Below are 24,974 nucleotides of genomic sequence, written 5' to 3' on the forward strand. Positions count from 1 at the left end.
GCGGGACGGCCGGCCCGCCCCGCCGGGCGGGGACGGCCGCCCCTCCCGTCCCGGCGGCGGGGGCCCCGGCCCCCTTCCTTCGCCCAGGACATCTGTCTTCCGACAAGGACTTCGCATGACAGCCACGACCACGCCGTACTCGGAGCTCAAAGCGCCGACCGCGGCCCGCAGACTGCTCACGGCGCCGACCACCGGCCCCCTGGCCGCGCTCCTGCTGGCCTGCGCCTTCTTCTCCTTCTCGACCGACCAGTTCCTGACCGGCGGGAACTTCTCACTGATCGTGCAGCAGGTCATGGTCGTGGGCACCCTCGCCATCGGGCAGACCCTGATCATCCTCACGGCCGGGATCGACCTGTCGTGCGGGGCGGTGATGGCCTTCGGCAGCATCGTGATCGCCAAGGCGGCGGCCGAGGGATCCGTCCCCCCGCTCGTCGCGATCGCCCTCGGCCTCGGCGTCTGCGGCGGATTCGGACTGCTCAACGGGCTGCTCGTGCAGAAGATCCCGCTGCCGCCGTTCATCGTGACCCTCGGCATGCTCAACGTCGCGTTCGCGCTGACCCACATCTACTCCGCCGAGCAGACGGTCACCAGCCTGCCCGGCCCGCTGACCGCGCTCGGCGAGACCTTCCCGATGGGGCACACGGACATCACCTACGGGTCCCTGGTCACCATCGCCCTGTTCCTCCTCCTCGCCTACGCGTTGAGCAGCACCGGCTGGGGCCGGCACGTCTACGCCCTCGGCAACAGCGCCGAGGCCGCCCGGCTCAACGGCATCCGCACCTCCCGCCTCACCATCGGCGTCTACACCGTGGCCGGCCTCCTCTACGGCGTCGCCGCCCTGCTGCTCATCTCCCGCACCGGGGTCGGCGACCCGCAGGCCGGGCAGACCGACAACCTCGACAGCATCACCGCCGTCGTGCTCGGCGGCACCAGCCTCTTCGGCGGGCGGGGATCGGTCCTGGGCACCTTCATCGGCGTCCTCATCGTGGGCGTGTTCCGCAACGGCCTCCAGCTGATGGGCGTCGCCTCCATCTACCAGACCCTGATCACCGGCATCCTGGTGATCCTCGCGGTGACCGTCGACCAGATCTCCCGGAAGAAGGCCCGATGAGCGCCCCCTCCTCCCCCACGCCCGTGCTCCAGGCCCGCGGCCTGGTCAAGCGGTACGGACACGTCACCGCGATCGACGGCGCCGACTTCGACCTGATGCCCGGCGAGGTCCTCGCCGTCATCGGCGACAACGGCGCCGGCAAGACCAGCCTCATCAAGGCCCTCACCGGCGCGGTGACCCCCGACGCCGGCGAGATACGCCTCAACGGCGAGCCCATCTCCTTCTCCGGCCCGCAGAGCGCTCGCGCGCACGGCATCGAGACGGTCTACCAGGACCTCGCCGTCGCCGCCTCCATGGACATCGCCTCGAACATGTTCCTCGGCCGCGAACTGCGCCGGCCGGGCGTCCTCGGCACCGTGTTCCGCATGCTCGACAAGAAGCGCATGCGCCAGGAGGCGGCGGAGCACATGGCCGACCTCAAGATCGGCCTGCGCTCGCTGACCCAGTCCGTGGAGACGCTCTCCGGCGGACAGCGCCAGGCCGTCGCGGTCGCCCGCTCCGTCGCCTGGGCGCGCTCCGTCGTCGTGATGGACGAACCCACCGCGGCCCTCGGCGTGAAGGAGTCCGGCCAGGTCCTGGACCTCATCCGCCGCGTCCGCGACAAGGGCATGCCGGTGGTGCTGATCAGCCACAACATGCCGCACGTCTTCGAGATCGCGGACCGGATCCACGTCCACCGGCTGGGCCGGCGCGCCGCCGTCATCAAACCGTCGGACTACTCCATGGCCGAGGTCGTCGCCATCATGACCGGCGCCCTCACCGTCGACGCGGCCGGAGATACTGTCGTAGCGGATTCCGAGGCCGCAAAGGCCGCCGGAGTCCAGGCCACCTGACAGCTCGACCCGCTCTCACAGTTTCCGGCCGAGGCCGCGGCCGGAACCGAGAGCCCTCAGGAGACGGTTTCCTCCATGGCAGCGAACCGCCGCCCCACCCTGGCCGACGTCGCCCGTGAAGTGGGCGTCAGCGCCAAGACGGTCTCCCGGGTCCTCAACGAGGACGGACCCGCCTCCGCCCGGACCAGGGAACAGGTACTGGCCGCCGTGGCCAAGCTCGGCTTCCAGCCGAACCTCATGGCCCGCAACATCCGCGTCGGCGGCCCGGACACCACCATCGGCCTGGTCATCCCCGACCTCGCCAACCCCTTCTTCGGGGCTGTCGCGCGGTCCATCGAGGACACCGTCCGCGAACGAGGACTGACCCTGCTCATGGGCTCCTCCGCGGACGAGCCCGACCGTGAACGCGCCCTCACCGACAAGTTCCTGGCCCGGCGTGTCAGCATCCTCCTCGTGGTGCCGTCCGTCGGCGCCGACCACTCCCACCTCAAGTCCCACCGCACGGCGGGCCTGCCCGTCGTCTTCCTCGACCGGCCCGGCGTCGGACTCGCCACCGACAGCATCGTCAGCTCCAACCGCGCCGGAGCCCACGACGGCGTCGCGCACCTCGTCGCACACGGCCACCGGCGCATCGGCTTCGTCGGCGATCTGCCGCCGAAGCTGTACACCCGGCGGGAACGCCTCGCCGGCTACCGCTCGGCACTCCAGGCGGCCGGCCTCCCCCACGACAGGGCGCTCGTCACCAACGCCCACGACCAGCGCGGCGCCGAGGCCGCGACCGCCCGGCTCCTCGCCCTGGCCGATCCGCCGACGGCCCTCTTCGCCGGCAACAACATCATGGCGCTGGGCATAGTGGCCGAACTCGCCCGCAGCGGACGCAAGGACGTCGCCGTCGTCGCCTTCGACGACATCGCGCTCGCCGAGGCGCTCGAACCGGCGCTGACCGTCGTCGCACAGGATCCGGAGGAACTCGGCACAGCGGCGGCGACCATCGCGCTGGCCCGGCTGGACGGCGACCGCTCCCGGGCCCGCACCGTCACCGTCCCCACCCGGCTGATCGTCCGCGGATCTGGCGAACTCCCTTCCCCCGCCATGCAGTTGGCCTGACCGGCCGGGGCCGGGCGCTCGGTTCCGGCCCCGGTCCCCTGTGCGGGATCCGGAAGCGACCTCAGCCCGTGTACAGGACCCGGAAGCGGTCGGGGCGCGCCGGATCCCGGTCGACGACCTGCACCGGCGGCCAGGCCCACTGCCGCACGCCGATGCCGGGGACGCGGGAGAACCGGATCCGCCCCCGCGTGCCCTCGACCGCGCCGTCCGGCCAGAATTCCGCGGCGCGCGCCCGGTCGGCGCCGTGCGACCGCAGGACGCCGGCGAGGACGGCGATCGTGTCGTATCCCTCGAAGGCGACGAAGGAGGGCTCTTCGCCGAGCCGCTCGCGCAGGGCCGTGCCGACCCGTGCGCCGAGGGGGCTCGGCTGCTCGGGGAGGTAGCGCAGGAACGGGACCGCCGAGCCGTCGTCGCCCAGTTCGGCGGCCCAGCCGGAGAACTCGGGCTGCCCGGCGGGCGCCCCGATCAGCAGACCGGCGAGGCGCGGGTCCCGGCGCACGGACCTGACGAGGGGCACGGCCGGATCCGGGTGACCGACCAGCAGGAGGAGCGCGCTCACGCGCTGCTCGACGAGCCGCTCGCACACGGCGTCGGGCGTGAGCGCGCCCGTGTCGAGTTCCATGACGGTGCCGCCGCGCGGTGTGAGGCGGTCGCGCAGGACACGGACCCCGGACGACCAGTAGACGCTCGGCTGGGTCGCCACGGCGATACGGCGATGCCCCGCGCCGAGAAGGAAGTCCGCGAAGATCCGCCAGCCGTGGGACTGCGCGGGAGCGAGGCGCGCGACCCACCGCGTCGGCCGGTCGGTCAGCTCGTCGAGCACCGCGGACGAGCACAGGTACGGCACGCCCAGCGCGTCCGCGCGGGCGGCCACGGCGTGGGCGACGACACTGTGGTACTCCCCCGCCAGGGCGGTCACGCCCAGGCCGGCCAGCTCGTCCGCGGCCGCCGCGGCCCGCAGCGGGTCGGCCGCGGTGTCGCGGACCACCAGCTCCAGTGGCCGCCCGGCGATCCCGCCGGAGTCGTTGGCCTCGCGGACACCCAGTTCCAGCCCGGCCAGCAGATGCCGGCCCGCCTCGACCCAGCCGGGACGCGTCAGCGGAACGAGAGCGCCGATCCGGACGGCCGGCCGGCCGGGCCGCTCACCGGCCGAGGACGTCGACTGCGTGTTCACCGGGATGTCCATGCCGGACATTGCATCCACCGCCTCTCCCGCCGGCAACCGCATTTCGCGAGAAGAGGAAGGGCGACGAGGAGAAGGACGAGGAGGAGGAAGGCGAGACGGTGTTGCCCCGGCCCCGTGACGTCACTAAGGTCGGCCGGGTGACTGCCGGGTCGGCCATGTGCCACGCACGAGTGAGGTTCCCGGCCTCGGCGTGAGCGCGAGGCGGGCGAGGAGCCCGCCGCCGTCTTCGTGTCCTTGCTCAAGGCGCCCGTGCGCGGCGCCCCTTCCAGCGGATCCACGACCGGAGACACCCACCCGTGCCACACGCCCAAGCCATGCCCCACGCCACGCCGCCCGCCGCCGCCGTCCAGTTGAACCACACCGCCGTGTACGCCCGCGACCGGCGGCTGTCCGCCGAGTTCATCGCCGTGGTCCTGGGCCTCGAAGTCGGAGCCCCCTTCGGGCCGTTCCTGCCCGTCGACCTCGGCAACGGCGTCACGCTCGACTACTACGAGAAGCGCGACGAGCCGATCCAGTCGCAGCACTACGCCTTCCTGATCCCCGACGAGCGGTTCGACGCAGTGATCGCGCGGCTGGAAGCGGTCGGAGTCACCTACCACGCGGACCCCGGCCACACCGAACCGGGCCGGATCAACCGGTTGTTCGGCGGTCGCGGCGCCTACTTCGCCGATCCCGGCGGCCACAACATGGAGGTCATCACCCGGCCCTACGCCCGCCCGTGAGCGCGGTCGTCGTCGAGCGCATCTCCGGGGGGGTTCAGACGACGATGAATCCGAGGCCCGTCAGCTGGGCGGCGAGGGTGCCGACCGTGTCCGGGTCGTCGAAGGCGCCCGTCTCGGCGAGGCCGTTCGCCGACTGGAACTCCCGCACCTTGCCCTGGGTGCGGGGACCGTCGAAGCCGTCCTGGCTCAGGGGCTTGAACCCCAGCGCGAGGAGCCCGCCCTGGACGCCGAAGACGTCGGAGAGGCTCAGGGCGAGCTGCTCGACGGGCAGGCCCTGGGTCTCCACCGTGTCGGCCAGCAGGAAGTGCGCACGGTCGAGCTTGTTGCGGATGACGATCGTGCCGACGTCCGGGGTGAAATGGCTCTCGTCGGCGGCGCCGACCCAGTTGCGCTCGGCGACGTGCCTCTGGAACTTGGGAAAGTGGAATGCCGGGCCGAGGGCCCAGCACATGCTCAGGGTGGCGAGCTGCGCGTTGGCGGGCCACGAGCCGAAGTCGGCGAACTCCGGACGCGACGTCAGCACGGCCTCCATCTCGTCCAGTTTCTCGAAGACGTGCCGGTCGATCTCGTCGTCCTCGACATGAAGGCTCGTCAGGGGCGGCTGGAAGGCGAGGTGTCCGGAAGCCGCCAGCTCCAGATGCGACTTCACGGTGTCCCATTCGTCGGCGATCTCGTCGGGACCGGCCTCGGCGTCCGTGCCGTTGACCAGCCAGCGCAGCCGACCCGCCGAGACGAGCGAGGCGGCCCGTTCCTCGTCGGTGGGGGCGGAGTTGTCCCTTCGCGTCTCGTCGATCTTGTTGCCGATGCCGGTGCTCACGTACCCCTTGGTGTCCTGGTACATGAAGTGGACGCGCCCTTCGAGCGGGTCGTTGAAGCTGATCCAGTAGTCGCGAATGCTCTGGTGCATGGTGGCGTCTTCCGCGTGGCGGCGAGAGTGGGAGGGAGCGCGGGGCGCCGTACGGCGTGGCGCGGTCCGACGCGCTCGGTTTCGCAGGATCCGCAGCCTCCGAGAGACCCTGCCCGCTCCAGTCTCCGACGGGCACACCCCCCGTGCAACTCCCCCACTCCCCACCCGTAAGCGACTCCCCGCCCCTATGCGGAAACCATCGCCGGGCGCGCCGGGCGGACGGCCGATGACGGCACGGTGACGCGGCGCTGACGGCGCGTCCCTAACGTCGGTGGAGGCGGGCGCCGGCATCGGTCGCCGCTGTCCCTCCGAGAGGACAGCCCCGAGTGAAGACGGTTCCCATCTGTCTCGGCCCGTCCCACGGATCCCCGGGCCCCCGGTCCGGATCGACTAGGAGGCAGCGATGTCCTGGCGAGTCGCGAACAGTCTGGAGACCCTGCGGCATCAGATCGACGCGCGTTTCCCGGAGCGCAGCCGCGCGGCCGACGGCGCCATCGGCGACGCGGCCCACCAGACGCGCGACAGCGACCACAACCCCTGGTACGGGCCGGGGATCGTCACCGCGCGGGACTTCACCCACGATCCGTCGCACGGGCTCGACATCCAGACCGTCGCCGACCAGCTGCTCGACAGCCGCGATCCCCGGATCAAGTACGTCATCGCCAACCGGCGGATCGCCACCAGCGGCACCTGGCAGTGGGGGCCGTACACGGGCCCCAACCCGCACGAGGCGCACTTCCATCTGTCCGTGGTGGCCGACCCGCGCTGCGACGAGCCCCAGGCCTGGAGCCTGCCCATCCTGGGCGACGCGCCGGGCCCGCCCGACGCGCCCGTCGTGCCCGACCTGGTGCCGGGCGCCTTCGTCACCTGGGGCACCGGCGTCAACGTGCGGGCGGCGCCGCGCCTGGACGCTCCCGTCGTGGCCGTGCTGCCGGGGCCGACGCAGGTGACGGTGTCGTGCCAGACCAGGGGCGACACCGTCAGCACCGCGGGGCATGTCAACGACGCCTGGGCGTTCGTCCCGGCGCTCGGCGGCTACGTGTCCAACATCTTCATCGACGACCCGGCCCCCTGGCTGCCGGGCGTCGGCGAGTGCTGAGCCCCTGAGTCCGCGCCGGGATGCGGATCAGCTCTCCGCGCGGGTGGGGAGCCGCCATCCCGGGCGAGGGAAGTGGCAGGTGTATCCGTCGGGGTAGCGCTCCAGGTAGTCCTGGTGCTCGGGCTCGGCCTCCCAGAAGGGCCCGACCGGCTCGACCTCGGTGACGACCTTGCCCGGCCACAGTCCGGAGGCGTCCACGTCCGCGATGGTGTCCTCGGCGATCCGCTTCTGCTCGTCGTCCACGTAGTAGATCGCGGAGCGGTAGCTGAGGCCGATGTCGTTGCCCTGGCGGTTGCGGGTGCTCGGGTCGTGGATCTGGAAGAAGAACTCCAGGATCGCGCGGTAGTCGGTGAGGGCGGGGTCGAAGTGGATCTCGATGGCCTCCGCGTGCGTGCCGTGGTTACGGTACGTCGCGTTCGGCACGTCGCCCCCGGTGTATCCGACCCGGGTCTCGGTGACGCCCGGGAGCTTGCGGATCAGGTCCTGCATCCCCCAGAAGCATCCCCCCGCGAGCACGGCCCTCTGCGTCTGCGCTGCCATGTCGGCTCCTTCCCTCCGGTGGCCGCTGCCACCTCGTGCCGGTGGCCCGGGCCGCCCCGTGCTCCCGCGCACACCCTCGGCCTGTCGGCCGCTGTCGCTACAGGGCGTACAACGGGCACGGCCCCCGAACAATTCCGCGCCCCCGCCGTTCGTCCGCCGCCGCGACGCGAGCCGGGAGCCGGACCGCACGCATACCCGCCTCCGGGACCGACGGTTTCCTCATCAAACGTGCTCAATCCCGTATTTGGGCCGCGTTCCTCCCCAGACGCCGGTCAACCCGAGGGTCGTCGGGTCGCACGGGGCGTGCACGTACGGCGAGGGCTGGCTGTCGCTGCGCATCGAGGGGAATCCGTCGGGAGGGCTGACTCGGTGCCCGGACGATGGCGTCGACGGTCACGCGAATCTCTTCTCAGGCGCGAAAGACAGGGGATGTCCAGGGTGGGGACGGTCTGCGGGCACGGATTTCGGCAGGTGGAGATCGTTCGAGATTTCGCTCTGCTTTCGGTCAGCAGACCGCGCTCCATCGCAATCGCGGCGATGTGAATTCCGAAAGATTTCGATGTGAACGGCGAATCATGCGAAGCATATTGACGGGAGCTGTCGGCCTCCTATGATCCTGATTGCTCGGCACTTCGATGGATGTTCGCCATACCGAACCGCCGCAAGGCCGCCCCCACCCCCGGCACCGCACCTCTTCACAGAGAGATCGATCCATGGCTATGTCATGTCCTGATCAACCCGTGGGTCGTCGTCGGGTGCTGGCCGCCGCCACCGGCCTCGCCGCAGGCGCCCTGCTCCCCCACGAAGCGGCCCGCGCCGCCCCCGCGGCGTCCTTCACCAACCCCGTGATCTGGCAGGACTTCGCGGACATCGACGTCATCCGGGTCGGTGCCGTCTACTACGCGTCCGCCTCGACGATGCACTACTCGCCCGGGGCCCCCGTGCTGCGCTCCTACGACCTGGTGAACTGGGAGATCGCCGGACACTCGGTGCCGCGGCTCGACTTCGGCGCCAAGTACGACCTCAACGGCGCACGTGGCTACGTCCGGGGCGTCTGGGCGTCGTCACTGGCCTACCGGCCGGGCAACAGGACCTTCTACTGGCTCGGCCAGATCGACTTCGCCCGGACCTACGTCTACACGTCCCCCGCCGCCGAGGGGCCCTGGAGCCGGCTGACGACGATCGGCACGCCGTACTACGACGCCGGCCTCCTCGTGGACACCGACGACACCCTGTACGTGGCGTACGGCAACACCACCATCAGCGTGGCGCAGTTGTCCCCCGACGGGCGGCAACAGGTGCGCAGCCAGCAGGTGTTCACGACGCCCGCCGGCATCGGCACCCTCGAAGGCTCCCGTTTCTACAAGATCAACGGGCAGTACTACATCTTCCTGACCCGCCCGGCGAACGGCCAGTACGTTCTGAAGTCGTCGGGCGGCCCGTTCGGCCCGTACACCCTGCGTCAGGTCCTTCTCGACCTGCGCGGCCCGGTCCCCGGCGGGGGCGTACCGCACCAGGGCGGGCTGGTGCAGACACAGAACGGGGCCTGGTACTACATGGCCTTCATCGACGCCTATCCGGGCGGCCGGATGCCGGTCCTCGCACCCGTCACCTGGACCTCGGACGGCTGGCCCGTCGTCCAGCTGGTGAACGGCGCGTGGGGCGCCTCGTACCCCCTCCCCTCACTGCCCGCGCCGCCCCGCCAGGTCACCCCCATGACCGGCGTCGACACCTTCGACGGGACGACGCTCAAGCCGAAGTGGGAATGGAACCACAACCCGGACGACACCCGGTGGTCGGTGAACAACGGGCTGACCCTGCGCACCGCGACCGTCACCGAGGACCTCTACTGGGCCCGCAACACGCTCACCCACCGCATCCAGGGCCCCTCCTCCACCGCCACGGTCGACCTCGACGTCTCCGCCATGCAGGACGGCGACCGGACCGGACTCGCGCTGCTGCGCGACTCCTCCGCCTGGATCGGCGTCAGGCGCGACGGCGGCGTGAACCGGCTCGTGATGGTGAACGGGCTGACCATGGACGGCAGCTGGAACACCACCGGCACCGGGAGGGAGGTGGCCTCCGCGCCCCTGGCCGGCAACCGCGTCCGCCTGCGCGCCGCCGCCGACATCCGCCCCGGCGCGGCCCGGTCGGCGGTCTTCTCCTACAGCACCGACGGCGCCGCCTTCGTCCGCCTCGGCCCCGCCTTCTCACTCGGCAACGACTGGCGCTTCTTCATGGGCTACCGCTTCGCCCTCTTCAACCACGCCACCCGCGCGCTCGGCGGAGCGGTCCGCGCCACCCGCTTCGAGGTGTCCGTGCCCTGAACCGGCCCCGTACCCGCCCCGTCCGGCCGCACCTTCTGCCGGACGTCCACCCGAACCTCCGTCGAAGTCCCCGAACCTCCACCCGCACCGTCCACCCGCACCCGACCGCACGAGGAGAGACATGAACCCGCTCAAACGGCTCGACGCACGCCGAGCCGCGGTGTTACCCCTGCTGGCCGTGGCCGCCCTGGTCGCGCCGGGGCCCGCAATCGCCGCACCCGGCGCACACGACGCCGTCCGGGCCTCCACACTCGGCGCGCAGGCCGCCCAGTCCGGACGCTACTTCGGGGCCGCGGTGGCCGCCGGCAGGCTCGGCGACGGCACGTACACCGGGATCCTGGACCGTGAGTTCAACTCGGTCACCCCCGAGAACGAGATGAAGTGGGACACGACCGAACGCTCCCGCGGCTCGTTCAACTTCGGGCCCGGCGACCAGATCGTCAACCACGCGGCGGCCCACGGTCAGCGTGTGCGCGGCCACACGCTGGTGTGGCACTCCCAACTGCCCGGCTGGGTCGGTTCCATCCGGGACGCGAACACCCTGCGCAGCGTCATGAACAACCACATCACCACCGTGGCCAACCACTACAAGGGCCGCGTCTACGCGTGGGACGTGGTCAACGAGGCCTTCGCCGACGACGGCAGCGGCCGGCACCGCTCCTCGGTGTTCCAGAACCTGCTGGGCGACGGCTTCATCGAGCAGGCCTTCCGCACCGCCCGCTCGGCCGACCCGGCGGCCAGGCTCTGCTACAACGACTACAGCATCGAGGACTGGAACTCCGCCAAGACCCAGGGCGTCTACCGCATGGTCCGCGACTTCAAGTCGCGCGGCGTGCCCATCGACTGCGTCGGCTTCCAGTCCCACTTCGGCGCCGGCGGACCTCCCGGCAACTTCCAGACGACGCTGTCGAACTTCGCCGCGCTCGGCGTGGACGTGCAGCTCACCGAGCTCGACATCGCGCAGGCGCCGGCGAACGCGTACGCCAACACGGTGCGCGCGTGCCTTAACGTCGCGCGCTGCAAGGGCATCACCGTCTGGGGCATCCGGGACAGCGACTCGTGGCGCTCGGGTGAGAACCCGCTGCTGTTCGACCGCAACGGCAACAAGAAGGCCGCCTACCGGTCGGCGCTCACCGCGATGGGCGGCACACCCGCCGCCCGCGCCGCGTCGGAGAACGAACCGGCCCTCTGAGCCGGCCGACGGCCGCGGCGGTCCCCCGGCCTGTGCCGGGGGACCGCACCCGTGCGCAGGCCCATGAGGCGCGGGGCCCGGTGGGCCGACAGGGAGGTGGGTCCGGCGGAACCCGTGGGTCAGTAGGGCGACAGCGAGGAGCCGTGAACGGAGAGCGTCACCTCGATGTCGTCGCTCCACGAGCAGACCTCCAGCCACGACAGGTAGCCGTCCCGGGTGAAGACGATGACCTCGCCCGGGTGTTCGCCCGCCTCGGTGATGATCTGCGCCGACGCCGCCACGACGGTGCCGGGACCGGTGGGCGCGGCCTCCACCTCGTCGGTGCGCACGGCGAAGAACGCGGTGCCGCACCCGCAGGAACAGCGCGACAGGACGCTCAGATGCGGCAGCTGGCGCCGCAGCGCGACATGGACGGGACGGGCGGGGTCGAGCATCGTCTCCAGCGCGGCGGCCACGTCGGCGGGCAGGGGGGCGGCCGCGTCGGCGGGCAGGGGGGCGGCCGCGTCGGCCGACGGATCGGTTGACGGATCGACGGGCGGGCCGGCGGCCAGGGGCTCGGTCATCGCCTCACCGTATCCGGCCGGGGCGGCCGCGGGCCTCGGCCCCCGCTCCGCCCCGGCCCGCCCCTCGGAGGTGTCCGGACCGCTCAGGGCCAGGGCTCCGTCGGCCGCACCGTGTCGAAGGCCAGGCCGCTGGAACTCTCGCCCGTGCCGGGGGACTTCTCCCGGCGCACCCAGCCGTGCCAGGAACCGTCGGCCCAGCGGGCCAGCACCGGGCGCCGGGTGACCTGCACCCCCTCGCGAGGCACCTCCTCCTCGTGCACCCACAGACCGGGTGTGAGCAGACGGCCCTCGGGGCCCGGCCGGGGGCCGGGACCGGGGCCGGCGAGATCTGCCAGCCGGAAACGGATCCGCGCGGTGCGCACCGCCTCCGGCACCAGCGGATACCAGTAGCCGGGAACGTCGGTCTGGAGGGCGTAGGCGGGCGGGTCACCGGCCGCGAGCGGTTCGGCGGCCGGGCCGGCCGGCTCGCGGTCGCGGCGGTCGACCTGTTCGCCCCGGCCGTCGGTGTAGTGGTGCTGCACCGCCCAGGCCAGATTGGCCAGTTCGTCGCGGCTCAGCGCCACGCGCTCCGCCGGCCGCCCCGCCTGGCCGCTCTCGGTGGGGAGCATCAGCAGCCCGGACGCCGCCGGATGATCCGGGTCGGGGCTGTGCAGGGTGAACATCGACCAGGCCGGGTCGTCCCGGCCGGCCCGGCCGATCAGGTGGTGGCGGCCGAAGACGTCGCGGACAACGAGCCGGTCCAGGACGGTGAGGGAGGCCGCCGGCACCTCCAGCGGCGTCAGGAACCAGTCGTTGCCGTAGACCGTGGCGAACGAGATCAGCAGCAGCCGGCCGGTGTCCAGCGTGGACACGTCCGCTGCGCCGAGGTCGACCCGTGCGTCCTCCATCTCCCAGAACCGGTCCGCCGGCAGCCCGCCGTAGCGAACCGTCGAAGGCAGCCCCTCCTCGGTGAAGGCTTGCCGCGGTCCCGGCTGCGCCGCCGGGGTGTCCGGGTCGGGCTCCACATCCAGGCAGTACCAGTCGAGCCCGTCGCCCTGGTACTCCTCGGCGCGCAACACCGTCCCGCCGGTGGAGAGTTCGGCCGCGTACTCGAAGCGGTGCGGGTCGAAGCAGTCGGGGCCGCGCCCCGCCAGCCGCTCCGCCCACCAGGCCCGCCACCGTGCCGCCGTCTCACCGATCCGCGGATCCGCCGTGCCGTCGAAGGAGCCCGCGTCCAGCGCCGCCGCGACCGCCGCTCCGTCGGGCATCCTGCCGTCGAGCAGTCCGATCAGGCTCGCGTCCGCCGCGCCGGCCGGGAGCCGGTGAGGGGCGAGCGCCGGGCGGGCGGCGTCGAGCAGTCCCGCGTCGTCGAGCATCCTCACCAGCGCGGCGCCTCCCTCGGCGCGCAGCCGCTCGTCCACCCGGACGGGCTCGTCCTCGATCTGGCAGTCCAGCGGGCCGAGGCGCGGGTCGTAGGGCACCCAGTCCGCGGCGCCGCCCGGCCGCCAGGCGTCGACGGGCGTGCTGCCGCCGCTCATCCGGGCCACGGCCGGGGATCCGGCGTCCTGCGCGGCGAACTCCCCGAACTGCCACTGCCGGGTGAGCAGCCACAGCGGGTCGTGCACCCGCGCGGCCAGCCCGGACTCGACGTCGGGGGTGCGGTGGCGGGGCTCCAGCCGGAAGGGCCCGTCCGGGTCTGTGTTCGGCCTGCGGGTCTCGACGCGGGCGAGGGCCCGGCCGGTCGCGCCGTGCTGCGAGATCCGGATGCCCGGCAGCAGGTCGTCCAGCTGCGGCAGGTCGGACAGGTCGACGGCGCGCAGCTTGGCCAGTTCGAGCGTCTCACGCAGCACCTGCACCAGGCCGTCGGAGGTCCAGCCGCGTTCCAGGTCCGGCGGCACTGCGACGAGCAGGCTGTGCGGGGCCTTGGCGTCCGGCCGGTCGTAGTGGAAGGCGACGCCGGTCAGTTCGGTCTGCGCCACGCCGCCGTCCGCGGGCGCCGGGCCGTCCGGCGGGGGCGGCTGGTCGGATCCGGGCAGCAGCTCGATCCATTCGTCCAGGACGACGCCGGCGACGGCCGCGCCGGGTGCGGGGCCGGCGGCCGGTGCGTGCCACACCAGGTGCACGGTGGCGGGTGGACGCCGCCCGGTCGGGAAGGCGCCGCCGATCCAGGCGTCGGCCTCGGCGGTCGGATGCTGCGCAGCGCGCAGCGGTTCGGTGCGGTCGGCCCGGGCTCCGGCGAGCAGCAGCGTCTCGTGCAGAGTGCGCACCGTCGGCCGCACGGCCGCGTTGCGCCGCAGCCAGTCCTCGACGTCGGCGCCCGTCAGGCCGGCGCGGCCGGCCGGCGGCCCGGTCGGCGCGGTGACGTCGGGCAGGAGCGGCAGGTCCGCGCCGAGCACCTCGGTCAGCGCCGCGCGGGCCTTGGCGAGCCAGGATTCGGCCGAGTCCGGCGTGACCTGCGCGGCGGCCAGCTCGCGCAGACCCGGCAGGGCGGGATGACCGGCTGCCGCGGGGCTCGCGGCGAACGCGGCGAGCCGCGTCCGCAGCGCCGTCGTGTCGGCCGCGGCCGTGCCGGGTTCGGCGGGAAGGTGGGCCGGGAGCAGGGGCTGGGCGGTGGACAGCAGCGACCGGATCCTGACCGCGCGCCCGTGCAGGGCGTTCCAGCCGGGGCCGGTGAAGGTCACCGCCGTGCCGGGCGGGACGCCGAGGACGGCCTGGACGGCGCCGCGCAGCCCGGCCGGTTCGGCGGCGGCGACCTCCAGGACGGTGCGCAGCGCGCCCGCCCCCAGCCGGTCGGCCGTCACGGCGAACGGCCGCGCCCCGGCGTGACCGTCACCGGCCGGGTCAGAACCGCCGACGGCCTGTCCGTCACCCCGGCTTCCGGCGCCCAGCCCGTCACCGCCCTGTCCGTCACCGCTCTCGCCGGCGCCCGGGTCTCCGCCGTCCTGGCCGTCGCCGCCGTGTCCGGCGCCGGAAGGCGTGCCGAGTGTTCCGGTCAGCGTCCAGCCGGACGCCGGGCCCAGCAGGTGGGCGACCCACGACTCCAGCGCGGGTTGCAGCGCGGCGAGCGGGTCGCCGGGCCACCCGGTCGGGGTGCCGGGCTCGGCCGGCAGCAGCGCGGCCACCCGGTGGGTGAGCGCACGGGCGCGGTGCGGGGTGCGCAGGACGCGGAAGGTGTCGGGGACGTCCTCGCCGCGGCCCAGCGTGTCGGCGGTGAGCCCCGCGCGGACGGGGTTGCCTCCCACCAGTTGGTGCACGCTCTCGGCCAGCACCAGGTCGCCCACGGCGTCCAGGGCGTCGGCGAGGTCGTCGAGCAGCGGGGCGACGACGGCCCGGTCGCCCGGCGGGACCACCGGCGCCCCGTCGATGACGCTGGGCAGGTCGGGCGCGCCGGCTCCGGCCCGTACGAGCGCCATGCCGTCGACGACGTTGCGCGCGGAGACGGCCTCCGCGCTGCGCGCCCACAGCTGTGCCGCGGAGGCCTCGGCGGGTGGGTCGGGCACGACCGGAAGGGGGAACTGGCGGCGGAAGCGTTCGACGAGGTGGTCCGCCTCGGCGTCGTGCAGGGCCCGTTCGAACCGGTAGCCGAGCAGGGAGCCCAGGTTCTGGCCCTGGCGCACACCGCCCAGCAGCCGGCGGGCGACGCGGGCGCGGCGGGAGGTGAGGGCGACGGCGTAGGTCTGCTCGTCGGGGTCGCTGAGGAAGCCCGACCGCAGGACAGCCGCGGTGGCGGCGTGCTGGAGCGACGGGGCGTGGATGTAGCCGTCCGCGGCGGAGATCTCGACGGTGGTGTCGACGTCGTCCAGCCGGATGTCGGTCTCTTCCCGTTCGCTGGGCGGGAGCAGGTTCTCCACCCAGCCGTAGCAGGCGAACCGGACGCCGTCGACGCCCGACGCCCGCAGGGCGGCCAGCCGCCGTGACGCCAGTGAGGTGATCCACGCGTCCAGTCGGTGCGCGTGGACGTCCACGACCTCCAGGAGCAGTTCGGGCAGCCGGGCCACCGGGACGGCCGCCAGGGTCCGCAGCGCCTGCTCCAGGCGGGGCAGCGCGGCGGCGGCGCGGGCGGCGTCCGCGATGCGCTGGGGGCGTTCCCGCTCGCCCAGTCCCTCCAGCGTGTCGGCCACGAGTGCGTCCGTGTCGGCGGTGGCGGCCAGCGCCCGGCGCAGGGGGTCGTCGTCGCCGTCGCCGCCGTCGCCGCCCGTGGAGGCCGACCAGTTGGGGAGGAACAGCAGCGCGTCGAGCACCCCGCTCGCGTCCGGTGGGGCTTCAGGCGTCACGTCCGGCGGCTGTTCTCCCTCCGGGGGCGCTTCTCCCCCGCCGTCGGTCCCGTCCGCGCCGGTCCCCTCTCCGCCGGACGCCTCGTCCGGCCCGGCGGTTTCGTCCGCCCCGGTCGACTCCCCCGGCTCCTCAGCCTCCGTCTCCCCCGTCCCCGTCTCCTCCGTCTCCTCCGTCTCCTCCGTGTCCTGCGGAAGGTCGAAGAACGTGCTGCGCCGGGGCGGGGTCTCGCGGCCCGAGGAGAGGTCGACCGGCCATGCGCGGTCGTAGCTCTCGGCGTCCAGTTCGCCCGCCAGGAACGCGCGGACCGCGCCCAGGTAGTCCGCGGTGGCGGTGGCGCGGGCCGGGAAGCCGACCGGGTCCGGGGTGAGCCGGGCGACGAACTCCGGGACGCCGGTCCTTTCGTCCCGGTCCCAGCCCAGGGAGGTCCAGCCGTCGCCGGACGCCGTCCACCGCAGCAGGCTGTCGGGCGGCAGGCCGGGCAGGCCCGGCCTGGCGGGGGGCTCGTCGCGGGGCGTCGCGGGCACGGCGAACGCGGGTCCGGACATGCGGCGCATCGCCAGGCCCGTCGCCACGGGCAGCCGTTGCAACGCCTCCACCGCGACCTGGTCGACCGGCTTTCCGGGCTGCACCCGCGGGATCGGGTCGATGGCCTCCTCGTCGTCCACCGCCGCGCGCCAGCGTCGTCGCAGCCGCTGGAGCCATGGCGCGAGCAGGGCGTCGACGTCGTCGGCGCGTTGCGCGCGCCAGTCGTCCAGCGCGGTGACGGGGAGCACCCCGTACGGCTGGCGGCCGACCCGGAGCATCGGCAGCGGCCCGCGGCTGCGGACGTGCTCGGCCAGGTGGTCGCGTACCGCGCGCCACGGCCGTTCCGGCGCGACGACGCGTTCCTGCCGGGTGCCCAGGTCCACGAGGCTCATCGCGGCTTCGGCGAAGCCCTGGCCGAGCGTCGGCCAGGTGAGGAGGGTCAGGGCGGCGACGGCGTCGGCGTCGGTGTCGTCCGCGCCGGAGCAGCCGCGCAGGAAGCCGGGGTCGGGCAGTGCGAGCGCGGTCGCCAGCGTGTCGGCGGCGGGGCGCTCACCCTGCGCCGGGTCGGGTTCGGGGCCCGGGTACGCGGGGGCCGAGGACCAGCCGGAGCGGGCGCGCGGGGTGTTGTTGGTGGGGGTGCCGGGCGGCAGCAGGCCGAGTCCGTCGCTGAAACGGTGGCCGTGGAGCAGGTCGCGCAGCCGGGCCGCGCCGTCCGCCGGGGAGTCGTCGCGGACCCCGGTGACGAGCAGTTCGTCCAGGCTCTCGGGGGCGCCCGGCGGGAGGATCAGCTCGACGCCCATGCCCGCCTTGACCGCCTCGAACCAGTCGGTCTCCCAGCCCTCCTCCTCGTCGCGCAGAAGACCGATCGGCAGCGGGTCGGGCACCGGGCGGCCGAGCTTGTCCACCACCACCTCGCCGTCCCGCAGGCCGAGGAAGCGCCACCTCCGGGGCATCGGGACCGTCCGGCGCGGCCGTTGCAGGGGGTCGTCGGAGCGTGGGGCGGCCGGCGGGGTGCCGGGGCGGGCGGCGCGCACCGCCCAGGAGGCTCGTGCCGGGCGCAGCGCGGTGAGCGTCTCCTGCCAGGCCTGCGGCCCGGGGTCGCTCCAGTACGCGTCGGCGGCGGCCTTCTCGGCCGGGGTCAGCCCGGGGTCGAACGGGGAGAGCAGGACGTCGTCCGGATAGATCCGCACCCGCAGCGTGCTCGGCTCCCACCAGATCGTCTCCACCCGCACCGGTACGCAGGCGATCGGCGCGCTGTTGTCGGCGGCGAACAGGGGGGCCTCCTCGCCCAGGGCGCGGCGGAGGTCGTCCTCCGCCGCGGGGATCAGGGAGTTCAGCCCGTCGGCCGTGCGCCGCAGTTCGGCCTGGGCCGCCTCGGCTTCGGCGAGCAGTTCGGCGCCGGGGCGCTCGCCGGGGCGGGCGGGGTCCGGGAGGCCGGCCCGTGCGGCGTCCTGGAGGCGCCGGACCACGGCCAGTTGTTCGTCGGCGAGGGCCTGTGCGGCATCCGCCTCTCTGCGTGCCCGCGTCAACTGGGCGCGGGCGGCGAACGTGTCGGTCATGACCGCGGTGCTCCTGTCGTCGGCGCGGTGGTGGCGCGGTGGTCAGGCTTGTAGCAACGTGGTTGCTCTGAAAGCGAGTTGGAACGGCCGCTGGAAGGCGATGCGAGCCATGTCGGCGGCGTCGCGGCCCCACTGCGCGACGTCGGACGGTGGCGGTTTGGGGGCGGGCGGGGCGGGGTCCAGGCGCACGCATGCGAGGGGGGCCGTGCCCACGGCGGACCAGGCGAGGTCGGCCCAGGACGTCAGCGGGGCCGGCTGCTTGCCGGAGTCGAATCCGAACCGGGTGCCGTGCATCGGCTCGCGGAACACGAAGAACCAGTCCTCGGCGCGGGCCCGTGTCTCGTCGAGGCCGGGGAAGAGGTAGAGCACGGTGGACTCGTCCAGCGCCAGGGGGGTGGCCGGCACTCCGTCGAAGTCGGCGGGCAGTCTGCCGCCCACCCCGCGCACGGCGTGCAGGGCGGTGCCGGGGAAGCGGCGCAGCAGTTCCGCGCGGACGAGCATCACCAGGTCGCCCTGGCCGCCGGTGCGCAGAGAGCTGCCGAGCGGGCTCTCCGGGGGCCACAGCGCGATCTCCTCGGCGTCCGCGCCGTCACCGGGCCAGAACCGGGCGAAGGGGGTGCCGCGCTGGTCGGTGGGGAACTCCCGCCACAGCAGCTCGCGGTTGAACTCGTGGTTGAGGCCGACGAGCAGCGCGGCGACGAACTCGGGGTTCGTCTCCAGCAGGGTCACCGAGTCGGGCGGCAGCGTGCCGATGCCGGGCAGCGCCCAATCCGGCCAGCGGGCCAGGATCTCCTCGGCGATGGGCACGGTGAACCTGGGGTGGGCCATGATCGGCCGCAGCGGGCGGTCGTCGGTCTCCGCGCGGTCCGTCCAGAAGTCGGCGGGAATGCGGTCGGCCAGGCGCAGCAGTTGCAGGCGGGTGGGGCTGATCCGGTCGCGCAGCTCGCCGGGCAGGCCGGCGTCGGGTGCGTCGTCGCCCATCACGCCCATCCTGCGCAGTCCCTGGACGAGGACGGGTTCGGGCGCCGGTGCGTCCTGCGGGGCGCCGCCGGCGGTGCGCCGGGCACGGCGGGCCGGCGCGCCGTTGCGGCGGGTCAGGCGGGTGAAGGAGGTGCCCGCCGCGCCCGCGGGCACCTCGTCGTGCGCCGAGGCCAGCAGTGCGGCCAGGGTGGTCGTGGGGGCGGCGGCCGCGTCGCCGGCGGACAGTCTGACGCGTCCGCCGGCCGGCGCCAGGAGGGTGACCAGCTCGGCCAAGGGCAGCCGGTCGAGGTGTTTGCGCTGGGCCCGTTCGGCCGCGGCGGCGGCCAGTTCCCCGGCCGCCAGCAGCTGATTGGCCCGGCGGATCTCCCCGACCTGCTCCCAGGCGCGGGCCATCAGGAACTCCTGTTCCAGTTGCACGTAGCGCGCGCCGAGGGCGGCGGCCACCCGGCGGCGCACCTCCAGGTTCAGCGTGGTCAGCCAGCTGTCCGCCTCGTCGGGCACGGTCTGGCGGCCCGTGTGATGGCTGCCGTACAGCGGCGGGGCGACGGCGGCCACGTCCCGGTCGGCGGGCGGCGCCTCGGCGGGTTCCGGGGGCCGCCCCTCGTCCCCGGCTCCGCCACCGTCGCCGTCGCCCGTGCTGGTGACGTCGGTGCGGCGGTGTGCCGGTGCGTCGAGGCGTGCGCGGACGACGGCGCGGAACAGGTCACGGACGGCGGGGTCGGTCCAGGCCTCGGGTGCGGCCGAGCCGGGCGCCCGCAGCGCGCCGTCCAGGGTCACCTCGGCCGGACCGACGGCCATCTCGGGGGGCCGGCGCCGGCCGACGTCGATGGTGCGTCCGCCGAGTCCCGCCTCGGCGGCGGGCCGGAAGCGCAGTCTGTGGGCCAGTTCCTGGAAGGTGCCCGCGGGGCCGGTGCGGAAGGTCCACCAGTGGTAGACGGGCAGGTCGACGGTGTCCCGGCCGGCGATCGGCCAGGCGTCCGAGGTGGCCGCCGCGCCGGGCGCCGCGTCCAGGCCCGCGTCCCGCCCGGCGGCGGTGGCGGGCACCACGGCGGCGATCCAGCCGCGGTCGGGGGCCAGCCGGCGCGGGCACAGCAGTCGTGCCACGACCTCGGCGGAGTGGGCGCGCAGCCCTTGTTCGACGAGCCGCCGGGCGTCGCCCGCGTCGACGACGGTGTCGGGCAGACGCGCCTCGACGTGGGCCCAGGCCCACCGTTCGCCGGGCGGGGGCAGGGCGGCGGCCGGGGCGGTGAGGACGGGCAGAGGGTGCGCGTCGCGGGGCGGGGCCGCCTCGTCGTCGGCCAGCACGACCAGCGCGATCCACGGCTGGGGGACGGGTCCCTCCGGCGTGGCCGCCGTGCCGGTGGACAGCAGCCAGGGCAGGTCCGCGTGGGCCAGTTCGACCCCGGCGAGCACGTTCTCGGGGACGTCGGGTGTGCCGGGCGGCGGATCCTCCCGCAGCACCATCGAGCGGTCGAAGCCGTACACGTCGCCCGGTCCGGCCAGCGACAGCGTGGGTCCCGCCACCGACGGCTCCTCGTGGCGGCCGTCGACGTCCCGGCCGAACCGCACCGAGGTGGGCAGCGCCTGCCCGGTGGCCGTGGCGCCGGCGCCGATCCGCGCCGAGGAGAAGAACCATCGCGTGCTCATGCGTCGCTCCCGAGCGGATCGTCGGGTCGTGGCGCGCGTCGCGCGTGGGGCGCGCTCACGGGTGCAGCTCCCAGCTCTCGACGAGCCGCAGCGGCTCCTGCGGTCGCGCGAGCCGCCCGCGGGCGGTCTGCCAGGCGTCGGCGGTGGCGTCGACCAGGGTGACGTCGTCGAGCAGCGGCTCCAAGGTGTCGGCGGCGGCCAGGCTCCGCGTGGGCGGGCGTATCCGGACGGCCGCTTCACGCGTGCGCCAGCGGTGCAGCCGTTCGGCGGCGCTGACGCCGTGGACCGCCTCGCGGTGCAGGAATCCGGGCCAGTGTGAGAACTCCCGCTCGGGCAGCGGCGGTTCGTACGCGGTCTCGTACCCGTCCTCGGCCCGGCGTCCGGGTGCGACCCGGATGCCGTCGGCGTGTGCGACGACCCCGCCGGCGTGGTCGGCGAACGCGGGCCGGGTGAACTGCTCCTCCTCGGTGAGGTCGAAGAACTCGCCGGGCACGAACTGCTCGGGGAGGGAGTCCAGTTGGGCGGCGGTGCGGGTGCCGCCGAGGGTGATCTCCTTGATCGTCCACGTCTGGGCAGGCACCGGCCGCCGTTCGAACCGGGAGATCGGCACGCCGAGCGGGACCACCCGCTGGGTGACGCGCAGGGTGGCGTCCGGATGGACGAGACTCCCCTGGTTCAGTTTCTCGTCGGCCGCGCGGGTGAAGACGAGCGCGGTGCGTTCGGCGGCCGGCCGCTCCGCCGCCCAGGCCTTCGCCTGCGCCAGCTCGACCGTCAGCGCCTCGGTCGGGTCGCGTCCGGGCCGGGCCGCGACCGCCGGCGGCGACCCCCAGCGGACGTCGAAGTCCAGGTCGACGTCCCAGAACAGCACCGAGATGCTGCCGGTGCCGAACGCGTGCCAGGGCGCGGGGCCCTCCAGGGTGAAGTCCAGGGCGATTCCCGCCAGTCGGCGGCCGAACGCGCGCACCGCGACCCCGGCCCGCGCGTGCACCGTGAACGAGAACACCGGGTCGAAGACGAAGAGGGCGTCCAGGCCGAGCCAGCCCTGCACCCCGCAGCCGGCGATCATGGCTTCCAACTGCACCTGGCCGCCGAACATCACCGCGTTCGAGGTGACGGCGAAGTAGGCCTCCATGCGCAGCCCGAAGCCGTTGCCGGGGGCCAGGTCGACCTGGAGGCGGTTCAGCGCGGGCACTCCGGCGGGCCGGGTGTAGCGGGGGTGGAAGCCGCCCGCGGACAGCACGAACTCCGGCCGTCGGCCGCCGCGCACCAGCAGGTACAGCTCGCCGCGCACGGTCAGCCCGGCGATCCACGAACCGGACAGCGACACCAGCAGTTCGACGAGGGGGACGGACGGCTCGATCCGGCCGAGCACGCTCGCCTGGAGGCGGACCACCGGCACCTCGGGGTCGGGCAGCCCGACGAGCAGGCGGCCGAGGATGATCGCCCGGACGGGGGCGGGCAGTTCGAGGATGACCGCGCCGGACAGCGACACCCGGCCCGCGCTCCAGGTGAGGCGGATCATCGGCCCGACCAGGAACCGCCCGGCGGCCACCGGGAACGCCGCGCCGAGGGACGCGATGATCTCCTTCGCGCGTTCCACCGCGTGTTCCGGGAACAGCACGTGGTCGGCGTTCCCGTCACCGACCAGCTGCTGGAGCGCGGTGGCGTCGGCGCGCCGGTTGACGCCGACGAGCCCGCCGACGGCGTCCAGCGCGAACCCCAGTCCCACCTGGATCCCGGGCGGCGGGAATTGGGCCGACAGCAGCACCAGGAAGCTGGTGGTGGGGTCGTCCTTGTCGGGCGGCCGGAGCAGGGCGACGGCCTGGACGCTCAGCACGCCGAGGTCGATCGAGATCAGCCCCGCGTATCCGGTGTCGCCGGTGCGCCGCACCACTCCCCCGCCGGACACCGGCGGCAGCTTCAGCTCGGTGCCCACGCTCTCCGGGAACAGCTCGCGCGGGCTCGGTTCGAGGCCGGGGCGGGAGCCCGGGGCCAGCGACACGGGCAGGGCGATGCCCGCACCGTCGAGGAAGACCCGCAGCGGCAGTCCGGGCAGCGCGGCGGTGAGCGAGACGGACAGTCCCAGCTCCGGGCGCCCCCCGTCGGAGGTCAGCTGGAGGGCGGCGTCGCGGGTGGACACGCCCGGTGCGTTCAGCCGCAGCGGCAGCGGGACGCGCAGGCCGCCGTTCCCGGCGAAGCGCAGGCCCTCGACCCGGTCCGCCCTGAGGGTGACGTCGACCGCGTCGGATCCGCCGCTCATCGGGCTCGACCCGCCGACGCCGACGAGGCCGGCGAGGGCGGCGGGCAGGACGGCGGCGGTGACGTGACGCAGGCCGACCTCCACGCCCGTGGGAGCGCCGGGCGCTGCGGTCACCTGGATGGACACGCCCTCCACGGCCATCCCCGGCCCGCCGCTCATGCCGACGGCGAGCCGTCCGGTGCGCCGCAGTCCGATCGTGGCCGTGCCGGAGGGCGGCAAGGGAGCACCGGGCGGCGGGGCGGGCACGCCGGGTCCGAAGGCCGTGCTCCACCCCTGGGGAGCCGTGACGGCGGCCTCCAGGGTCCACTCCCGCGCGGCCGTGGGCGGCAGGGACAGCGTCGTGCCGGGGGTGACGACCACGTCGAACACCGGGCCGCCCGGGGTCACGCCGAGGACGGCGCGGCCGGCCGACGCTCCGGCCGGGTCGGTCAGCACCAGCGCCACTCCCACGGGCGCGCCGGGCTCCCGCCGCCAGCCGTGCAGTCTCAACGGCGCCGGCGAGTCGCCGGCCAGGTCGCCCGCCATCTCCCGCACCAGCTCCACCAGGGAGTTCCCCGCGGGCAGCCGGTCGTGCACGCCGAGGAGGCGGCCGGCGAGCACGGTGCCGGCGGCGGACGGGTCGTCGGCCGGGACGGGCAGGACGCGGACCAGGCCCTCCACCGCGTCCTCGGTCAGCGTGGACAGCAGGTCGGAGGCCTGGTGCAGGAGTTCCCGCGCGTCCATGACGCCTCACCCTCCGCCGGACGTGCCGTTGTCGATGACCAGCGCGCGGTCGAAGCATCCGACGCCGAGGCGGCTGCCGTCGGGACTGAACGTCATGGTGAGCACCTCGCGCTCATCGGTGGTGACGGCGTACAGCTCCTTGCCGTCGAGGTCGAAGAGCCGCACGACGGCGTCGATGGAGGCGCTGGCCGCGAGCCGGCCGTTCGGGCTGAACGCCACATGGGTGACGGCCCCGAATCCCGGGTCCGGCGCGCCCGGGGTGAGCTTCGGGGCCCGGCACTTCTCCACTCCGGTCCCGGCGTCCAGGACGCGGGCGAACCCGTCGGAGCCGCCGACGACGATCCACCGTCCCCGGGGGTCGAAGGCCACGCAGCTCGGGGCGGTGACCTGGTCGTCGATCTCGTCCGGGGCGGGCCACAGCTGTGCGCCGCCCTGCGCCTCGAACATGCGGGTGGTGTCGTCGGCGGCGCAGCACACCACCGTGGACCCGTCGGGGGCGAACGCGACCGCGAGCACGGCGTCATCGGGGGTCAGCCGTCCGAGTTCGGCGCCGGTGGCCAGGTCCATGACCGTGCGGATCCCGCCCGGCGGTGGTCTCCGCCGTGGCGTTCGTCGACGGCCAGCGCGACGCGGGCGCCGTCCCGGCTCAGGTCGACGTCGGCGATGAGCGGCGGGTCCACGGTGATCCGGCGGCCGATCGCCCCGGTGGCCTGGTCGAGGACGGCGATCAGCGTGTCGGTGGCGGCGATCACCCGCCCGTCCGGGGTGAACCGCACGCTGTTGACCGAGTGGCCGGGGTCGAGGGGCCCTTGCCACAGGGCCGGGCCGCCGGACGCGTCCAGCAGGAGCACCTGCTCGAAGTCGGCCAGGGCGATCCGGGCGCCGTCCGGACTGAACGCGGCGCCGGTCACGAACCCGTCGACGCTCAGGTCGCAGGGGACGCCTATGCCGACCGGTCGAACCCGCAGGACGGTGTCCTCACCGCCGGAGACGAAACGGGCGCCGTCCGGGCTGAAGGCGATCGCCCGGACCGAGCCCGCGTGCTCGACGGTGAGTGCCACGGTTCCCGGCTCGCTCATGACCGGTTCCTCCTCCTGCCTGGCCGGCTTGACCGCGCCCGACCGTTCGCACCGGCGGCCGGACCGTCCACGGGCAGACGTCCCTCCTGGCCCCGCGCGGTCACGGCTTGTGCGCGGAGCGGGGGCCCGGCAGGCGCTCCGCTCAGGCGGGCGTACGAGGGGACCGGCGCGGGCCGCGCACGGATGCGGACGTCACCGTCGGCGAGTGCCCCCGGTGCGGGGCCGGTGGGTGCCCGCGTGCACCGCGTGCGTCCCGTCCGACGCGTCTCCCGAGGGCCGCGTCCGGCCCAACTCACCAGCCTAGTCGCTCTGTCGACATGCGCCACCCGTCGACGGATGGCGTGGCCGGGCCGGTGGTG

The 24,974-nt window shown here is 74.2% G+C and carries 15 protein-coding genes and 1 pseudogene; 7 read left to right on the forward strand and 9 right to left on the reverse strand.

Annotated elements, in window-relative coordinates; genetic code table 11:
• The first annotated feature begins 115 nt into the window (after window positions 1–115).
• The 3 genes from ACGFSH_RS30850 (at window position 116) to ACGFSH_RS30860 (ending at window position 3,051) form a co-directional block, all read left to right on the forward strand.
• Complete coding sequence (locus ACGFSH_RS30850; RefSeq protein WP_393354235.1) at window positions 116–1,111, forward strand: ABC transporter permease; 996 nt, start codon at window positions 116–118, stop codon at window positions 1,109–1,111.
• Entirely contained in the window at window positions 1,108–1,944 is an 837-nt protein-coding gene (locus ACGFSH_RS30855) for an ATP-binding cassette domain-containing protein (protein ID WP_393354237.1), read from the forward strand. Before ACGFSH_RS30850 ends, ACGFSH_RS30855 begins: the two co-directional genes overlap by 4 nt.
• Window positions 1,945–2,019: 75 nt before the next feature.
• Window positions 2,020–3,051 carry a LacI family DNA-binding transcriptional regulator gene (locus ACGFSH_RS30860; protein WP_393354239.1) on the forward strand — a complete coding sequence of 344 codons (1,032 nt, stop codon included), beginning with the start codon at window positions 2,020–2,022 and terminating at the stop codon, window positions 3,049–3,051.
• Window positions 3,052–3,112: 61 nt separating this feature from the next.
• Here the strand turns inward: ACGFSH_RS30860 and ACGFSH_RS30865 are convergent, their stop codons facing one another.
• Complete coding sequence (locus ACGFSH_RS30865) at window positions 3,113–4,237, reverse strand: ABC transporter substrate-binding protein (RefSeq protein WP_393354240.1); 1,125 nt, start codon at window positions 4,235–4,237, stop codon at window positions 3,113–3,115.
• A 314-nt stretch (window positions 4,238–4,551) separates the two neighbouring features.
• Here ACGFSH_RS30865 and ACGFSH_RS30870 point away from each other — a divergent pair, with 314 nt between their 5' ends.
• Window positions 4,552–4,959 (forward strand): VOC family protein, encoded by a 408-nt coding sequence (locus tag ACGFSH_RS30870; RefSeq protein ID WP_393354242.1) that lies wholly within the window; start codon window positions 4,552–4,554, stop codon window positions 4,957–4,959.
• A gap of 34 nt (window positions 4,960–4,993) precedes the next feature.
• Here the strand turns inward: ACGFSH_RS30870 and ACGFSH_RS30875 are convergent, their stop codons facing one another.
• Window positions 4,994–5,866 carry a peptidoglycan-binding protein gene (locus ACGFSH_RS30875; RefSeq protein WP_393354244.1) on the reverse strand — a complete coding sequence of 291 codons (873 nt, stop codon included), beginning with the start codon at window positions 5,864–5,866 and terminating at the stop codon, window positions 4,994–4,996.
• Window positions 5,867–6,269: 403 nt separating this feature from the next.
• Between ACGFSH_RS30875 and ACGFSH_RS30880 the strand changes: the two genes are divergently transcribed.
• Entirely contained in the window at window positions 6,270–6,965 is a 696-nt protein-coding gene (locus ACGFSH_RS30880) for a hypothetical protein (RefSeq protein WP_393354246.1), read from the forward strand.
• A 27-nt stretch (window positions 6,966–6,992) separates the two neighbouring features.
• Here ACGFSH_RS30880 and msrA read toward each other — a convergent pair whose 3' ends face one another.
• Complete coding sequence (msrA, locus tag ACGFSH_RS30885; RefSeq protein WP_393354247.1) at window positions 6,993–7,505, reverse strand: peptide-methionine (S)-S-oxide reductase MsrA; 513 nt, start codon at window positions 7,503–7,505, stop codon at window positions 6,993–6,995.
• A 719-nt stretch (window positions 7,506–8,224) separates the two neighbouring features.
• On the opposite strand from msrA, the gene ACGFSH_RS30890 reads away from it, so the two are divergent.
• Window positions 8,225–9,832 (forward strand): glycoside hydrolase 43 family protein, encoded by a 1,608-nt coding sequence (locus ACGFSH_RS30890; RefSeq protein ID WP_393354295.1) that lies wholly within the window; start codon window positions 8,225–8,227, stop codon window positions 9,830–9,832.
• 121 nt (window positions 9,833–9,953) lie between these two features.
• A pseudogene (locus tag ACGFSH_RS30895) lies at window positions 9,954–11,018 on the forward strand (endo-1,4-beta-xylanase); the annotation flags it as partial.
• Window positions 11,019–11,143: 125 nt separating this feature from the next.
• Here ACGFSH_RS30895 and ACGFSH_RS30900 read toward each other — a convergent pair.
• The 6 genes from ACGFSH_RS30900 to ACGFSH_RS30925 form a co-directional block, all read right to left on the reverse strand.
• Complete coding sequence (locus ACGFSH_RS30900; RefSeq protein WP_393354249.1) at window positions 11,144–11,587, reverse strand: hypothetical protein; 444 nt, start codon at window positions 11,585–11,587, stop codon at window positions 11,144–11,146.
• An 83-nt stretch (window positions 11,588–11,670) separates the two neighbouring features.
• On the reverse strand, window positions 11,671–17,925 hold the full coding sequence (locus ACGFSH_RS30905; RefSeq protein ID WP_393354251.1) for a hypothetical protein: 6,255 nt from the start codon (window positions 17,923–17,925) through the stop codon (window positions 11,671–11,673).
• Between the two features lie 42 nt (window positions 17,926–17,967).
• Window positions 17,968–20,553: a hypothetical protein gene (locus ACGFSH_RS30910; protein ID WP_393354253.1), complete on the reverse strand. Its 2,586-nt coding sequence runs from the start codon at window positions 20,551–20,553 to the stop codon at window positions 17,968–17,970.
• Window positions 20,554–20,608: 55 nt separating this feature from the next.
• Window positions 20,609–23,536 (reverse strand): DUF6603 domain-containing protein, encoded by a 2,928-nt coding sequence (locus ACGFSH_RS30915; RefSeq protein WP_393354255.1) that lies wholly within the window; start codon window positions 23,534–23,536, stop codon window positions 20,609–20,611.
• 6 nt (window positions 23,537–23,542) lie between these two features.
• Window positions 23,543–24,103: a WD40 repeat domain-containing protein gene (locus ACGFSH_RS30920; RefSeq protein WP_393354257.1), complete on the reverse strand. Its 561-nt coding sequence runs from the start codon at window positions 24,101–24,103 to the stop codon at window positions 23,543–23,545.
• Entirely contained in the window at window positions 24,067–24,615 is a 549-nt protein-coding gene (locus ACGFSH_RS30925; protein ID WP_393354259.1) for a WD40 repeat domain-containing protein, read from the reverse strand. Before ACGFSH_RS30925 ends, ACGFSH_RS30920 begins: the two co-directional genes overlap by 37 nt.
• Window positions 24,616–24,974: the final 359 nt, after the last annotated feature.

It is taken from the genome of Streptomyces sp. NPDC048481, assembly GCF_043200075.1.
GTDB lineage: Bacteria > Actinomycetota > Actinomycetes > Streptomycetales > Streptomycetaceae > Streptomyces.